This window comes from Actinosynnema pretiosum, assembly GCF_024171695.1.
In the GTDB taxonomy this organism is placed as follows: Bacteria; Actinomycetota; Actinomycetes; order Mycobacteriales; family Pseudonocardiaceae; genus Actinosynnema; species Actinosynnema pretiosum.
The window spans coordinates 18893-32735 of sequence record NZ_JAMTCF010000031.1 but is presented as its reverse complement, the minus strand read 5'-3'; the positions used below and the strand labels follow the sequence as shown (position 1 = coordinate 32735).

General features: G+C 71.5%; 15 protein-coding genes. 6 read left to right on the top strand and 9 right to left on the bottom strand.

Features of this window, described 5'->3' with window-relative positions:
• Positions 1-63: 63 nt before the first annotated feature.
• The 3 genes from LV78_RS38575 to LV78_RS38565 all read left to right on the top strand — a co-directional run bounded on the left by LV78_RS38575 (position 64) and on the right by LV78_RS38565 (position 3608).
• Positions 64-1611 (top strand): LCP family protein, encoded by a 1548-nt coding sequence (locus LV78_RS38575; RefSeq protein WP_253851142.1) that lies wholly within the window; start codon positions 64-66, stop codon positions 1609-1611.
• Between the two features lie 79 nt (positions 1612-1690).
• On the top strand, positions 1691-2905 hold the full coding sequence (locus LV78_RS38570; RefSeq protein WP_253851141.1) for an LCP family protein: 1215 nt from the start codon (positions 1691-1693) through the stop codon (positions 2903-2905).
• Between the two features lie 10 nt (positions 2906-2915).
• Positions 2916-3608: a TIGR03089 family protein gene (locus tag LV78_RS38565; RefSeq protein ID WP_253851140.1), complete on the top strand. Its 693-nt coding sequence runs from the start codon at positions 2916-2918 to the stop codon at positions 3606-3608.
• A gap of 79 nt (positions 3609-3687) precedes the next feature.
• Here LV78_RS38565 and LV78_RS38560 read toward each other — a convergent pair whose 3' ends face one another.
• Positions 3688-4113, bottom strand: coding sequence for a DoxX family protein (locus tag LV78_RS38560; protein WP_253851139.1), 426 nt, complete (start codon positions 4111-4113; stop codon positions 3688-3690).
• A gap of 124 nt (positions 4114-4237) precedes the next feature.
• Here LV78_RS38560 and LV78_RS38555 point away from each other — a divergent pair, with 124 nt between their 5' ends.
• A complete protein-coding gene (locus LV78_RS38555; protein WP_253851138.1) occupies positions 4238-4591 on the top strand; it encodes an ArsR/SmtB family transcription factor in 354 nt (117 codons plus the stop codon).
• Positions 4592-4655: 64 nt separating this feature from the next.
• On the opposite strand, the gene LV78_RS38550 is transcribed toward LV78_RS38555, so the two are convergent.
• The 7 genes from LV78_RS38550 to LV78_RS38520 form a co-directional block, all read right to left on the bottom strand.
• On the bottom strand, positions 4656-5819 hold the full coding sequence (locus LV78_RS38550; protein WP_253851137.1) for an acyl-CoA dehydrogenase: 1164 nt from the start codon (positions 5817-5819) through the stop codon (positions 4656-4658).
• Positions 5820-5853: 34 nt separating this feature from the next.
• A complete protein-coding gene (purE, locus tag LV78_RS38545) occupies positions 5854-6375 on the bottom strand; it encodes a 5-(carboxyamino)imidazole ribonucleotide mutase (protein ID WP_308208807.1) in 522 nt (173 codons plus the stop codon).
• Entirely contained in the window at positions 6372-7562 is a 1191-nt protein-coding gene (locus LV78_RS38540) for a 5-(carboxyamino)imidazole ribonucleotide synthase (RefSeq protein ID WP_253851136.1), read from the bottom strand. The genes purE and LV78_RS38540 overlap by 4 nt, the downstream gene beginning before the upstream one ends.
• Before the next feature lie 113 nt (positions 7563-7675).
• Positions 7676-8707 carry an ABC-2 membrane transporter-related protein gene (locus LV78_RS38535; protein ID WP_253851135.1) on the bottom strand — a complete coding sequence of 344 codons (1032 nt, stop codon included), beginning with the start codon at positions 8705-8707 and terminating at the stop codon, positions 7676-7678.
• Positions 8704-9555 carry an ABC transporter ATP-binding protein gene (locus tag LV78_RS38530; RefSeq protein ID WP_253851134.1) on the bottom strand — a complete coding sequence of 284 codons (852 nt, stop codon included), beginning with the start codon at positions 9553-9555 and terminating at the stop codon, positions 8704-8706. The genes LV78_RS38535 and LV78_RS38530 overlap by 4 nt, the downstream gene beginning before the upstream one ends.
• On the bottom strand, positions 9552-9938 hold the full coding sequence (locus LV78_RS38525) for a GntR family transcriptional regulator (RefSeq protein WP_253851166.1): 387 nt from the start codon (positions 9936-9938) through the stop codon (positions 9552-9554). The genes LV78_RS38530 and LV78_RS38525 overlap by 4 nt, the downstream gene beginning before the upstream one ends.
• Before the next feature lie 303 nt (positions 9939-10241).
• Positions 10242-11579: an MSCRAMM family adhesin SdrC gene (locus tag LV78_RS38520; RefSeq protein WP_253851133.1), complete on the bottom strand. Its 1338-nt coding sequence runs from the start codon at positions 11577-11579 to the stop codon at positions 10242-10244.
• Between the two features lie 379 nt (positions 11580-11958).
• Between LV78_RS38520 and LV78_RS38515 the strand changes: the two genes are divergently transcribed.
• Both LV78_RS38515 and LV78_RS38510 read left to right on the top strand, forming a co-directional pair.
• On the top strand, positions 11959-12819 hold the full coding sequence (locus LV78_RS38515) for a helix-turn-helix domain-containing protein (RefSeq protein ID WP_253851132.1): 861 nt from the start codon (positions 11959-11961) through the stop codon (positions 12817-12819).
• Positions 12812-13030 (top strand): DUF397 domain-containing protein, encoded by a 219-nt coding sequence (locus tag LV78_RS38510; protein WP_253851131.1) that lies wholly within the window; start codon positions 12812-12814, stop codon positions 13028-13030. Before LV78_RS38515 ends, LV78_RS38510 begins: the two co-directional genes overlap by 8 nt.
• A gap of 165 nt (positions 13031-13195) precedes the next feature.
• Here the strand turns inward: LV78_RS38510 and LV78_RS38505 are convergent, their stop codons facing one another.
• Positions 13196-13618 carry an Imm1 family immunity protein gene (locus LV78_RS38505; RefSeq protein ID WP_253851130.1) on the bottom strand — a complete coding sequence of 141 codons (423 nt, stop codon included), beginning with the start codon at positions 13616-13618 and terminating at the stop codon, positions 13196-13198.
• Positions 13619-13843: the final 225 nt, after the last annotated feature.

Below are 13843 nucleotides of genomic sequence, written 5' to 3'. Positions count from 1 at the left end.
GTCGAATTAGCCACCCGCGATTAACCTTGGTTGACAGGACCTGACTCTGGGGAGGCAGCGCAAGTGGACGGGAGTCCGCCCGGTCGAACCGGGGGTTCGGCCGCACTGCGCGTGCTGGTCGGCACGGGGAGGACGCTGGTCGCGCTGGTCTCGGCGGCCGTGCTCGTGGTGACCTGGTACGGATGGCACCAGCTGCGCACCCTGAACCAGGGTGTGACGACAACGGACGTGTTCGGCGAGGCGTCTTCCACGGTCTCGCCGGAATCCACGCGCAAGCCCCTCGACGGGGCGATCGACATCCTGCTGGTGGGCAGCGACAGCCGCACCGACCAGCAGGGCAACCCGCTCCCGGACGAGGCGCTGGCCCTGCTGAACGGCGGGGTCGACGAGGGCACGCTGAACACCGACACGATCATCCTCGTGCACGTCCCGCAGGACGGGACGCGCGCCGTCGCGATCTCGTTCCCGCGCGACTCGTACGTGGAGATCGCCGACGGGTTCGGCAAGCACAAGATCAATTCCGCGCTCGTGCGGCAGAAGAACACCACCTCCGCCGAGCTCCAGGCGCAGGGGGTGACCGACCTGGCGAGGATCGAGCAGGAGTCGATGCTCGCCGGGCGGCGCACGCTCATCAAGACGATCGAGGACCTGTCCGGCGGCGCCATCAAGATCGACCGGTACGCGGAGGTGAACCTCGCGAGCTTCTACGAGGTCACCAAGGCCATCGGCGGCGTCGAGGTGTGCCTGAACAACCCGGTGGACGACGAGTACTACTCGGGGGCGAAGTTCCCTGCGGGCGTGCAGACCCTGTCCGGCCGGGAGGCGCTGCAGTTCGTCCGGCAGCGGCACGAGCTGCCGAACGGCGACCTGGACCGCATCGTGCGGCAGCAGGTGTTCATCGGCGCACTGGCCCGCAAGGTGCTGTCCACCGGCACCCTGACCGATCCGACCAAGCTGACCGACCTGGTCAGCGCGGTGCAGAAGTCGGTGGTGCTCAGCCAGGGCTGGGACGTCACCGAGTTCGCCAGCCAGATGCAGGGGCTGGCGTCGGGCAAGCTGGAGTTCCGCACCATCCCGGTCGGGCCGCCGACCGACACCTACAGCGACGGCAACGTCCTGCCGGTGGACGCGGCGGAGGTCAAGGCGTTCCTGGGCGACCTGGCGTCGGACAAGCCCAAGCCGTCGTCGTCGAGCTCGCCGTCGGGGTCGCCGTCGCCGTCCTCGGGCCCGCAGCCCTCGGCGATCACGGTGCAGGTCTACAACTCGTCCGGCGTGTCCGGCGTGGCGCTGAAGGTGCTGAACGCGCTCGGCGAGCAGGGCTTCCGCAAGGGGCAGGCGCTCAACGCCTCGGTCAACGACACCACCGTGGTCCGGTACGGAACGGGCCAGGAGGCGTACGCGGACCGGGTGGTGCAGGCGCTCGGCGGTAACGCCACGACCGAGTTGGACGACTCCGTGCCGAGGGGCCAGGTGTTGATCTACGTGGGCGCCGACAACGCGGAGCTGGGCACGACCGACGACACGTCGTCGGCGCGCTCGGAGACCGGGTCGTCCAGCCCGGCGAGCAGCACCGCGCCCATCACGGCCAACGGCGTGGTCTGCGTGGACTGATTTCCCGCTACCCCAGGTCCGAACGGGTGCGGGGAGTTAGCCTGTTCGGACACGGGGGTAGGTGGAGGGGGAAGTCTCGGTGAAGGCCGTCGTCGCAGCGGGCAGAACCGCGTTGGCGCTGCTCTCGGTGGTGGTCCTGGTGGTCACCGGCTACGGCTGGTCCACGCTGCGGCGGGTCCAGGAGAGCGTGAACACCACCGACGTGCTGACGTCGCTGGCGGACGTGCCGAACGCCCCGCCCGCCGACGACGGCGCGATCGACCTCCTCCTGGTGGGCAGCGACAGCCGCACCGACGCGCAGGGCAACCCGCTGCCCGCGTCGGTGCTGCGCCAGCTGCGCACGGAGGCGACCGACACCCTCAACACGGACACGATCATCGTGCTCCGGGTGCCGCGCGACGGGTCGCGGGCGCACGCGGTGTCCATCCCCCGCGACACGTACGTGCCGATCCCCGGCGATCGCGAGGAGAAGATCAACGGGGCCTACGGGGTCACGAAGTTCCGCACCATGGAGCGGTTGCAGTCCGAGGGCGTCCCGCTGGCCGAGCGGGAGAAGCGCGGCGACCAGGCCGGGCGGGCGGCGCTCGTGCAGGTCGTGCAGGAGCTGACCGGGGTGCGGGTCGACCACTACGCCGAGGTGAACCTGTACGGGTTCTACCGGCTGACCGAGGTGATCGGCGGGGTCGACGTGTGCCTCAAGGAGGCGACCAGCGACCCGGACTCGGGGGCGAACTTCCGCGCGGGCGCGCAGACGCTGTCCGGCGGGGACGCGCTGGCGTTCGTGCGGCAGCGCAAGAACCTGCCGAGCGGGGACCTGAGCCGGATCACCCGGCAGCAGGTGTTCCTGTCGTCGGCGATGTCGAAGCTGCTGACGGCGGGGACGTTCGCCGACCCGTCGAAGCTGTCCGGGCTGCTGGAGGCGGTGAGCAAGTCGGTCGTGGTGGACGACGGGCTGGACGTCGCCACGCTGGCCGGGCAGCTGGGCGGGATCTCCGGCGGGAACGTGGAGTTCGCGACGATCCCGGTGACGGCGGTGGGCGCGGTCAACGACCGGGGGCAGAGCGTGGTGCTGGTCGACCGGGAGCAGGTGAAGGCGTTCGTGGCGCGGACGCTGGGCGAGAAGACGCCGTCGGCGACCACCCCGGCGCCCTCGGACACCGCTCCGACCACCTCGGACGCGGCCCCGACCACCACCGAGCGGTTCTCGGGTGGCAAGGTTGTCGCGTTGGACGGGACGGCGCGGTGGGTAGTCCAGCGCCAGGCACTCCAGCAAGGTCCCCCCTGCGTCGACTAGCGAGGTTGACTTGACCGTCACGGAAGCTCTGCTCACGCCACTGCTGGCCGAACCGGGACGGCCGCTGATCACGCACTACGACGACGCCGAGGGCACCCGCGTCGAGCTGTCCAGGGCCACCGCGGCGAACTGGGCGGCGAAGACGGCGAACTGGTTGCGCGACGAGCACGACGTCGAGCCCGGCGACCCGGTGGCGGTGCTGCTCCCCGCGCACTGGCAGACGCTCGGGGTGCTGCTGGGGGCCTGGTGGTGCGGGGCCTCGGTGGTGGACGCGCCTGCCGGGGCGAAGGTCGCGCTGATCGCGCCGGGTGGTGAGGCGCCCGGTGCGGAGGTCACGTCCGTGGTGTCCCTGCACCCGATGGGGTTGGGCACCGGCACGCCCGGTGACTTCCTGGACGAGGTGCGGATGTTCGGCGACGACTTCACCCCGTACGCGCCCGTGCCCGGCGGCACGGCGGCGCTGGGGTGGTCGACGGTGGACGAGGTGGTCGCGGAGGCGAGATCCAGGGCCGGGGTGCTCGGGATCGGGCCGGGGACGCGGGCGCTGTCCACGGTGGAGTGGACTCAGCCGGACGGGTTGCTGAACGGGGTGCTGGCGGTGCTGGCCGGTGGCGGGTCGCTGGTGCAGTGCAGCAACCCGAACCCGGACCTGCTGCCCGCGCGGCGGGCGAGCGAGCGGACGACGATCGACCTGGTGGGCTGACGTTTCCCACCCGGACGTGGAAGAGCCTGAGGTCGACGGTGACCTCAGGCTCTTGGTTTTCCGGGGGACTTCGGGCCGGTCAGGTCCGGGCGGGTTCGGAGCGCTTGCCCCGGATCAGGTGGTCGACGGAGAAGCGACCGCCGTTGAAGCCCAGCGCGAGCGCCGAGACGGCGAGCACGAGGACCAGCTCGTAGCCGCCCTCGCCGAGGAGGCCGTTGGGCAGGTGGACCAGGAACAGCGCGCCGAGGACGGGCACCGCCAGCAGGACGCCCACGAACGGCAGGCCGGCGCCGACGATCAGCAGGGTGCCGCCGATCAGCTCGACGAGCGCGGCGAACCAGGCGGACAGGGCGGGGGCGGGGATGCCCATGCCCTCGAAGGCCGCGGCCGTGCCGTCCATGCCCCACTCGGAGACCTTCTGCCAGCCGTGCGCCACGAAGACGGCGCCCACGCCGATCCGGCCGATGAGCGCGGCGGTGTCGCGGATCGTGTCGGACTTGTTCATGGGGCCGAAGGTATATGAAAGTTCAACTAATACTGCCCCGAACGGGGGGCCTGACAGGAACCCGACAGGATGAGCGCCCCGGACGTGGTTAACTTAACCGGGTGGTTAACGAAGGGGGCACGCCGTGGCCGACGACCCGCTGAGCACGACCTTCGCCGCACTGGCGGACCCGACCAGGCGCGCGATCCTGGCGAGGCTGACCGAGGGCCCGGCGACGGTGAAGGAGCTGTCCGCGCCGCTGCCGATGAGCGGCCCGGCGGTGTCCAAGCACCTGAAGGTGCTGGAGCGGGCGGGCCTGATCACGCGCGGCCGTGACGCCCAGTGGCGCCCGTGCGAGCTGTCGGCGGAGCCGCTGCGCGAGGTGGCGGAGTGGGCGGAGGGGTTCCGGGGGTTCTGGGACGCGAGCTATCGGAAGCTGGACGCGTACCTGGTGGGGATGGCGGGCGAGGCGGAGCGCGCGAAGCCGGACCGGCCCTGACCCCCTCGGCCGCCCACCCGCGCCCGGTGACCGGGGTTCGCGGGTGGACGGGCCGGGGAGCGGCTCAGCCCTTCAGCAGCGCCCGCGACATCACCACGCGCTGCACCTGGTTCGTGCCCTCGTAGATCTGCGTGATCTTCGCGTCCCGCATCATCCGCTCCACCGGGAAGTCCCGCGTGTACCCGGCCCCGCCGAACAGCTGCACCGCGTCCGTCGTCACCTCCATCGCCACGTCGGACGCGAAGCACTTCGCCGCCGCCGTGATGAACCCGAGGTTCGGCTCGCCCCGCTCGGCCTTCGCCGCCGCGACGTACACCATGTGCCGCGCCGCCTCGACCTTCATCGCCATGTCGGCCAGCATGAACTGCACGCCCTGGAAGTCCGAGATCGACCGGCCGAACTGCTTGCGGTCCTTCACGTACGCGATCGCCTGGTCCAGCGCCCCCTGCGCGATGCCCACCGCCTGCGCGCCGATCGTCGGCCGGGTGTGGTCCAGGGTGCGCAGGGCGGTCTTCAGGCCCGTGCCGGGCTCGCCGATGATCCGGTCCGCCGGGATCTCGCAGTTCTCGAAGTGGATCTCGCGGGTGGGCGAGCCCTTGATCCCGAGCTTGCGCTCCTTGGACCCCACCGAGAAGCCGGGGTCGTCCTTGTGCACCACGAACGCCGAGATGCCCTGGGACTTCTTCGGCGCGTCGGGGTCCGTGACCGCCATGACCGTGTACCAGGTGGACTCGCCCGCGTTGGTGATCCAGCACTTGGTGCCGTTGAGCACCCACCGGTCGCCCTCCAGCCGCGCCCGCGCGCGCATCGACGCGGTGTCCGAGCCCGCCTCGCGCTCGGACAGCGCGTACGACGCCATGGCCTCGCCCGCCGCGATGGACGGCAGGACCTGCCGCTTCAGCTCCTCCGAGCCGGCCAGGATGATCGGCATCGTGCCGAGCTTGTTGACCGCCGGGATGAGCGAGGAGGACGCGCAGACCCGCGCGACCTCCTCGATCACGATGCACGTGGCCACCGAGTCGGCGCCCTGACCGTCGTAGGCCTCGGGCACGTGGACCGCCGCGAACCCGGCCTTGACCAGCGCCGACAGCGCCTCGGACGGGAACCGCTCCCGCTCGTCGACGTCCGCCGCGTGCGGGGCGATCTCCTTCTCGGCGAGCGAGCGGATCGCCTCGCGCAGGGCGTCGTGCTCCTCGGCGAGCTGGTAGGTGCCGAAGCTCGGGTCCACTTGTTACCTCCCAGTAAGTTCCACTGGGAGGATGTTAGCGCGCGTTCACCCCCGTGTCCGGGCGACCGTCGACCAGCGCCTTCAGCGCCGCGTCCTTGCCGAGCACCATCTCCTCCAGCGAGGCCTGGTACGCCGCCATCCGCTCCCGCAGCTCCGGGTCGGACGCGCCGAGCACCCGCACCGCGAGCAGCCCGGCGTTGCGCGCCCCGCCGACCGACACCGTCGCCACCGGCACCCCGGCGGGCATCTGCACGATGGACAGCAGCGAGTCCATGCCGTCCAGGTGCTTGAGCGGCACCGGAACGCCGATCACCGGCAGCGGCGTCGCCGAGGCGACCATGCCGGGCAGGTGCGCCGCGCCGCCCGCGCCCGCGATGATCACCTGAAGGCCGCGCCCCGCGGCCGACGTCGCGTAGTCCAGCATCCGCTGCGGGGTCCGGTGCGCGGAGTACACGCCGACCTCGAACGTCACGCCGAACTCGGCCAGCGCCTCGGTGGCGGCCCCCATCACGGGCCAGTCCGAGTCGCTGCCCATGATCACGCCTACCTGCGTCACGCCTGTCCTCCGTGGATGTCGTACCCGTCCAGCCACACGCCGTCGGACAACCAGTGCGCGGCGAGCCTCGCCCGCTCCCGCACGTCCGCCATGCGCTCCCCCAGCAGGGTGACGTGGCCGATCTTGCGGCCCGGCCGCTCCTCCTTGCCGTACAGGTGCACGCGCGCGTCGGGGAACCGGGCGAACAGGTGGTGCAGCCGCTCGTCGGGGCCGAACGCGGGCGCGTCCGAGGCGCCGAGCACGTTCGCCATCACGACGGCGGGCGCGACCAGGTCGGTCGAGCCGAGCGGGTAGTCCAGGACGGCGCGCACGTGCTGCTCGAACTGGGAGGTGCGGGAGCCCTCGATGGTCCAGTGGCCGGAGTTGTGCGGGCGCATCGCCAGCTCGTTGACGACCAGGCCGTCCTCGGTCTCGAACAGCTCGACGGCGAGCAGGCCGACCACGCCCAGCTCGTTCGCGACCCGCAGCGCGAGGTCCTGGGCCTGCGCGGCGCGGTCGGCGTCCGGCGCGGGCGCGAGCACCTCGACGCAGATGCCGTCCTTCTGCACCGTCTCGACCAGAGGCCACGCCGCGCCCTGGCCGAACGGGGAGCGCGCGACGAGCGCGGCCAGCTCGCGGCGCATCGCCACGCGCTGCTCGACCATCAGCGGGGTGCCCGCCTCCAGCAGCCCGGCGACCAGGCGCTCGGCCTCCTCGGCGGAGTCGAGCATCCACACGCCCCGGCCGTCGTAGCCGCCGCGCACCGCCTTGAGCACGCACGGCCAGCCGTGCTCGCCGCCGAACGCGACCGCGTGCGCGGGCTCGGTGACCTCGGCGAACGGCGGGACGGGCAGGCCCAGCTCGGCGAGCTTGACGCGCATGACGAGCTTGTCCTGCGCGTGCGCGAGCGCGTCCGGGCCGGGGTGCACGCGCACGCCCTCGGCGACCAGGGCGCGCAGGTGCTCCTGCGGGACGTGCTCGTGGTCGAAGGTGACGACGTCGCAGGACTTGGCGAACCCGCGCAGCGCCTCCAGGTCGGTGTGCGAGCCGAGGTCGACGTCGCGGGCGACCAGGGCCGCCGGGTCGGACTCGCGCTCGGCGAGCACGCGCAGCGACTGGCCGAGGGGGATGACGGCCTGGTGGGTCATCCTGGCGAGCTGGCCGCCGCCGACCATGCCGACGACGGGAAGACGGGTTCGGGAGTCCACGGATCGGGGAGTCTAGCTGCGCGAACGGGGAACCCCCGCACGCACCTTGCGGCGTGCGGGGGCACCCGGTGCCGGGCGTTCGGCCCAGCCGGTCGCGAGCGGGTCCGGCCGGGTCAGGCGACGGACTTCTTCACGCGGTGCAGCGCGAAGGCGAACAGGGCCGCGGCGAGCACCAGGAACAGGGCGACCTCGATCAGCCGGAACGTGCCGAGGCGCTCGGCGGGGTGGTACTGCTCCATGAAGTGCGTGAGGCCGTTCTCCTTCAGGCAGCCCCGGAACCAGTCCATGTCACCGGACTCGGGGCCCGTGCACGCGTCGGGCACCCTCGGGATGATCCCGTCCGGGGTGGCGTAGCCGCCCTGGAAGTACATGGCCTGCCCCCTGCCCTCCCCCAGCGGTCGCGCCTCGTCCACCGGCACGAGGGAGGTGAACGGGCTCTGGTAGCGCCCGCGCAGCCAGAGCTCCACGAAGCCCTTGGTGAGCAGGCCGACGACCATGGTCAACCCGACCGCGAGCACCGTGCGGCGGACCAGCGCGGAGATCGCCAGGCCGAGCGCGAAGCCGAACAGCGCGTACGCCGCCTGAAGCGCCGGGTGGTACTCGAAGCCCTCCTCGAACATGTTGATCCAGACGTAGCGCGGGACGCCGTTGATCGTGTTCGCCATCATCTGGGCCACGGCGCCGAGCCCCGCGCCGATGAGCGCGGCGACCGCGCCGAGCATCGCCGCCTTGCCGACCAGCCAGCGGGTGACCGACAGGTCCTGGGTCCAGGCCACCACGTGCGTGCGCTGGTCGTACTCCCAGGCCAGCATCGGCGCACCCCACACGGCGCCGATGAAGGTCCCGTAGAGCACGAGCCCGGTGGGGAGGGTGTGGCCCAGCTCGGTGTAGTCGCCGACCCAGGTCCGCACCGGGTAGCCGGACGCCGCCTCCTCCAGGAAGATGGCGCGGACCCAGAGCATCCCGACGGCGCCGACCAGGGCGATCGCGAGGGTGGCCAGGACCGTCCAGCGGTGCTGGCGCCAGGTCAGCCAGGCGAGGTCGCCCCAGCCGACGCCCGCCCTGGTGCGCACCCCCGGTCGGTCGGCGGCGCGCCCCCCGGCCTTGCCGCTGGTCCCGGTGGTGCTGTCGGTGGTGGCGCTCACGCCGCACCGCCCTTCCTGGTCTCGGCGAGGCGCGCGAGCACGTAGTCCTCCAGGGTCACCGCTCGTTCCACCCACGGCCCCGCGACGGGCGGGCGCGGGCCGTCCGGCAGGCGCACCAGGAAGGTGGACTGGTTGGCGCTGTGCCTGGCCTGCACGACCTGGCCGGGCACGGGTGGCGCGTCCGAGCGCGGGCCCGCGTAGGCGGCGTGGCGGGCGAGCAGCGCGTCGACGTCGCCGTCCGCGAGCAGGCCGCCGTTCGCGAGCAGGAGCAGGTGGTCGGCGACGCCCGTCAGCTCGGTGATGACGTGCGTGGACAGCACGACGGTCATCCCGGTCTCCGCGACCTCGTCGAGCAGCGCGGCGGCGACCTCGCGGCGGGCCAGCGGGTCCAGGTTGGCCAGCGGCTCGTCGAGCAGGAGCACGTCCGGGCAGGAGCCCAGTGCCAGCGCGAACGCGACCTGGGCCTGCTGGCCGCCGGAGAGCTTGCCGCAGGCGCGGTCGCGGGGGACCTCGAAGCGGTCCAGCCAGGCGTCGGCCTTGGCCTGGTCCCACGCGGTGTTCAGCCTGGTGCCCATGGTGAGGGTGTCGCGGGCGGTGAAGCCCTTGTAGAGCGGCTTCTCCTGCGCGACGAACGCGACCCGGCCGGTGACCTCCACCTCCCCGGCGTCGGCCTTGAGCAGGCGGGCGAGGACGCTCAGCAGCGTGGTCTTGCCCGCGCCGTTGGCCCCCACCAGCGCGGCCACCCGGCCTGCGGGCAGCTCGAACGAGCAGTCGCGCAGTGCCCGCGTGCCGCCGTAGCTCTTGCCGAGCCCGGACGCGCGGACGGCGCTCTTCACAGCGGTCGTCATCCGACCACCTCCCCCTTGTCTGCGAGGACCGAGCGCACGAGCGCCTCGACGTCCTCGACGTCCAGCCCCGCCGCCCGCGCGTCGCGGACCCACTCGGCCAGGCGGGCGCGCAGGCGCTCCATGGCCTCGGGGTCCGCGCTGCCCAGGGCGGCTTTCACGTAGGTCCCGGAGCCCTGGCGCGCCTCGACCAGTCCCGACATCTCCAGCTCGCGGTAGGCCTTGAGCACGGTGTTCGCGTTGACGCCACTGGTGGTGACGACCTCGCGCACCGGTGGCAGGCGGTCTCCCGGTGCGAGCCACCCCATCCGCAGGGCCTCCCTGACCTGGCGGACGAGCTGGAGGTAGGCGGGGAGCCCACTGGTCCGGTCTATGCGGAACTCCACTGGCACCTCCCAAAGTGTTCTACTGTTGTAAGACACTAGATAACAGGTACACCTTGGGCGGCGTCAAGTTGGGACCGGGGGTGGGGCGGCGGGGTGATTTCACCCGATCTGGGGGCCGGTGAAGGGCGTGCGAGTGGGGCGCTCCAACTGCCAGACTTTGTTGTGCGGGCAGCGAGCAGACCGTTTGAGCAGGGGTTATCGAAGCGTTGAGGAAGGGGGGTGGTCGGTTGGTCGATCAGGTTTTTGGCCGGGTGTTCGGTCAGACGCTTGGCCAGGCGTTCGGTCGGACGTTCGGTCGGGACGTCAGGCCCCATTCGACATCCAGTGGTCGGGAACGGAGTCCGGAACCCGTTCCCACACCGAGATGCCGAACTCCCCCAACTGCAAGAAGTCCGGTTCGGGCAGTGCGGCACCCACCCGCACGGCCACGACCAACCGGGCGACCTCACCAGCGGCGTCACCTTCAGGCAGATCAGCCAGAGCCGCCTGAAAACACCGCCGCGCCCCAGCCAGATCCCCCTGCTGCCACCGAGCCCGCCCGAGCAGCACCCGGCACAGGGCGCGCTCCTCGGCGATCGCGACGGCCGTCGCACCCACACCCGACCCCGACCCGACACCCGTCCCAGGATTGGAGCCAGAACCAGCACCCACCCCTGACCTGACACCCGAACCCGAACCGGTGCCAGCACCCACTCCCGACCGTGGGTCGGCACCAGCCTCCGAACCAGCGTCGACACCAGCTCCGGAGTCGGCATCAACATCCGCCCCCGCACTGGCGTCGGAACCTAGGTCGACACCAGCGCCGGAGCCTGTTCCCGAGCCAGTACCAGCGTCCGGGCTGACGTCGGAACCTGCTCCCGAGCCGGTACCAGCGTCCGCGCCAGCGTCGGGACCTGCTCCTGAGCCGGTAGCAGCGTCCGCACTGGCATCAAAACCTGACTCAGGATCGGCGTCAGAACCAGCACCGGTGTCGGGGTTGCTCCCGGCACAGGTGTCCGCCGACCTTGCGCCCGGTTCAGCGATGCGTTCGCCGGTTTCCTCACCTGCCTGCGAGACGGTGTCGGCGTCCCCACCTGCACCGGCAGTAGAGGTGGCGGAGGCGGCGGTGGAGGCGGTGCCCGCCGGGTTGGTAAGCGCTTCGGTGATCGCTTCGTCGTAGGTCGCCTCGGCTCGGGCCAGGTGGTTGATCGCGCCTGCCCAGTCACCGGCCTGGTAGGCGAGGACGCCGAGTTCGCGGCCCGCCCAGGCGACCCCCAGGGCGTTGCCCGCCGCGAACTGCCACTCCATCAGTTCGACCAGGCAGCGGGCGACACCGGCGGCGTTCCCGCGCGTCCGCTGAACGCTGGCCAGGGCGTCAAGGGCGAACAGGTGGCCGTCCAGCGACTCCGGGGTCGGCCCGGCCTGACAGCGGGCTCGCCACACCGACAGCATTCGCTCGGCCATCAGTTCGGCCGTGTCGTACACGCCCACCTGGGCGTAGGTGAGCATCGCGCAGTGCAGTGCCGCCGACGCCTCGGGTGCCAGCGGGAAGCGGTCGGCGAGTTCGATGGTCGTCGCGCGCAGCCTGCCGACCTCCTGGGTGGTGCTGTCCACGGACAGGTTGGCCCACAGGTGACCCAGCAGTGTCGCCGCGTCGCCCACCTCGCCGTAGGTCATGAGGGTTCGGACGGTCGACAGCGGACCGGAGAACGGTTGCATCTGGAAGCACTTCCCGTTTGTTGCGATTCTTTGGATTTGGAATCAGGGTTCACGTGATTCACGAGCCTCGAAAGGAGGACAACCGCATCGACTCTTCGACCGATCGGCACGACCTGCGGCCACCAGGCACGACATTCCGGCGACCGGAACATCGGGATGCCGGTCGAGCAGTTAGGGGACCCCGAGGTCCGCCGAGTTTCCCAACCCATTTCCGGAGTGTCTTTCCGCAGCGACCCTACAATTCACCGGCCACGAAAGCAGGGGTCACAAACGGGTGGTTTTTGTAGCGATCGAGTTACTCAGAGTGGTTATGGTGGGAGGCATGGCGGTAGGGACCACGCGCGCCAAGCGCAGACTCGGCAGGCACGTGCGGCCCATCATGGAGCGGGCCGGGGTTGCGGCTCCCGAGGTCGCCCGGCTGGTCAGGACGTCCAAGGACACGGTTCACCGGTTGCTGTCCGGCATCCACCTGCCGCACTACCCGACGTTCCTCGCGATCATGACGGTCCTCCGGGCCACCGACGACGAGATCGCCGAGGGAACCTCCCTGTGGGAGCGCGCCTCGCAGGACGCGGTCAAGGTCGAGCACGCTTCGGCGCTCTCCCCCGGTTACCTGCGCTTCCGCCGCGACGAGGGCGAGGCTCACCGGGAGCGGGCCCTCGACCCCATGCTCGTCCCCGGACTGCTCCAGCTCGGCGAGTACGCGGACGAGCTGGGCAGGCGCGCGCCCGCGTTGACCCTGGGCAAGGGGTGGACGGCTCGGGCGACGGCGGAGCGGCTGGACCGGCAGGCGCTGCTCAGCCGGTCACCGGTCCCGCTGGACTACCGGCCGCTCATCGACGAGGGCGCGCTCCGGCGGGTGGTGGGCAGCCCGGAGCTGATGGTGCGGCAGCTGGAGCACCTGCTGCTCGTGGGCGAGCAGGAGAACGTCACCATCCGGGTGCTGCCCTTCGCCGCGGGCGCCTACGGGTCGCACTTCGGCGCCCTGAACCTGCTGGAGTACCCCGAGCCCGACGAGCCGCTCTCGGTCTACGTCGAGAGCTACGAGGGCGTGCGCGCGGTGGAGGACGAGCAGGTGGCGAGGACGCTGGTCGCGGCGTGGGACGACGCGGCCCGGCACGCGCTCGACCCCGAGGAGAGCGCGCGGCTCATCCGGGAAGTGAGGGACACCAGCCATGGCTGAGGCCGACCAGCGGTGGCGGAAGTCCAGCCGCAGCACGACGAACCCCGACTGCGTCGAGCTGCTGATCACCCCGGACACCACGTCGGTCCGCGACAGCAAGAACCGCGCGGGCGGGCGACTGAGGTTCGGTCGGAGCAGCTTCAGCGGATTCCTCGACGGGATCAGGGACGGGAGCAGGGACGGGAGCAGGGACAGGACACCGGACCACTGACCGCAGACCGCAGACCGCTGAACGCTGAACGCCGACTGCGGCGCCCCGGCAGAGGACCTGAGCGCGGGGATCACCGCAACCCGGTAGGCCTCACACCCGCTGGTTTCACGCCTGCCGGTTTCACGCCTGCGAGCCTCGCACTCTCCGGTCTCGCACCCGTCAACGTCACAGGTCCTTCGACGCCGCCACCAACTGCATCCTCGGGTGGTCCGGCGGGATCACCCCACCACCCGCCAGGTACGCCGCCAGCACCTCGCGCACCGCTTCCAGCGGCACCTCCTGGTCCGCAGGCACGGAGGTCGCGTGGGTGGTCAGGTCGTACACCACCTCGCCCTTCGCGGTCGGGTCGCCCAGGGTCGCGCGCACGGGGTGGCCGTGCTCCTGAACGAAGCCGCGCTCGCGGCCGATGCCCGCGTACAGGATCGGGTAGCTCCACTCGTCGCCGGTCACCGAGAACTCGACCACGACCGGGCTGCTGCCCACGTGCAGGCCGCGCACCCGGTCGACGAGAGCGTCCAGCTCCGCCCTGGTCCGGATCTCGACCGGGCTGCGCCCCGTCTCCCGGTCGTAGATCGCCGTCAGCGCCACCGCACCCCACCCCTTCCACGTGCGCGGACCTGAAAACCACCGGCCCGCTCGGATGGTCGCCGAAACGACCCGAAGACCACAATGGGGCTGTCCCCACCTCACACCGCCCTCAGCACAGCCCTCCTCGCCCCAACACCGCCCTCTACGCTCAGCACCGCGCTGCCGGACCACGCTGCCGGACCACGCTGCCGGACCACGCTGCCGGACCACGCTGCCGGACCACGC

Coding starts and splice junctions, on each gene's coding strand:
- LV78_RS38515 (WP_253851132.1), top strand. CDS start 11,959: ATGGCGGTAGGGACCACGCGCGCCAAGCGCAGACTCGGCAGGCACGTG.
- LV78_RS38510 (WP_253851131.1), top strand. CDS start 12,812: ATGGCTGAGGCCGACCAGCGGTGGCGGAAGTCCAGCCGCAGCACGACG.
- LV78_RS38560 (WP_253851139.1), bottom strand. CDS start 4,113: ATGAACAAGTCCGACACGATCCGCGACACCGCCGCGCTCATCGGCCGG.
- LV78_RS38530 (WP_253851134.1), bottom strand. CDS start 9,555: ATGACGACCGCTGTGAAGAGCGCCGTCCGCGCGTCCGGGCTCGGCAAG.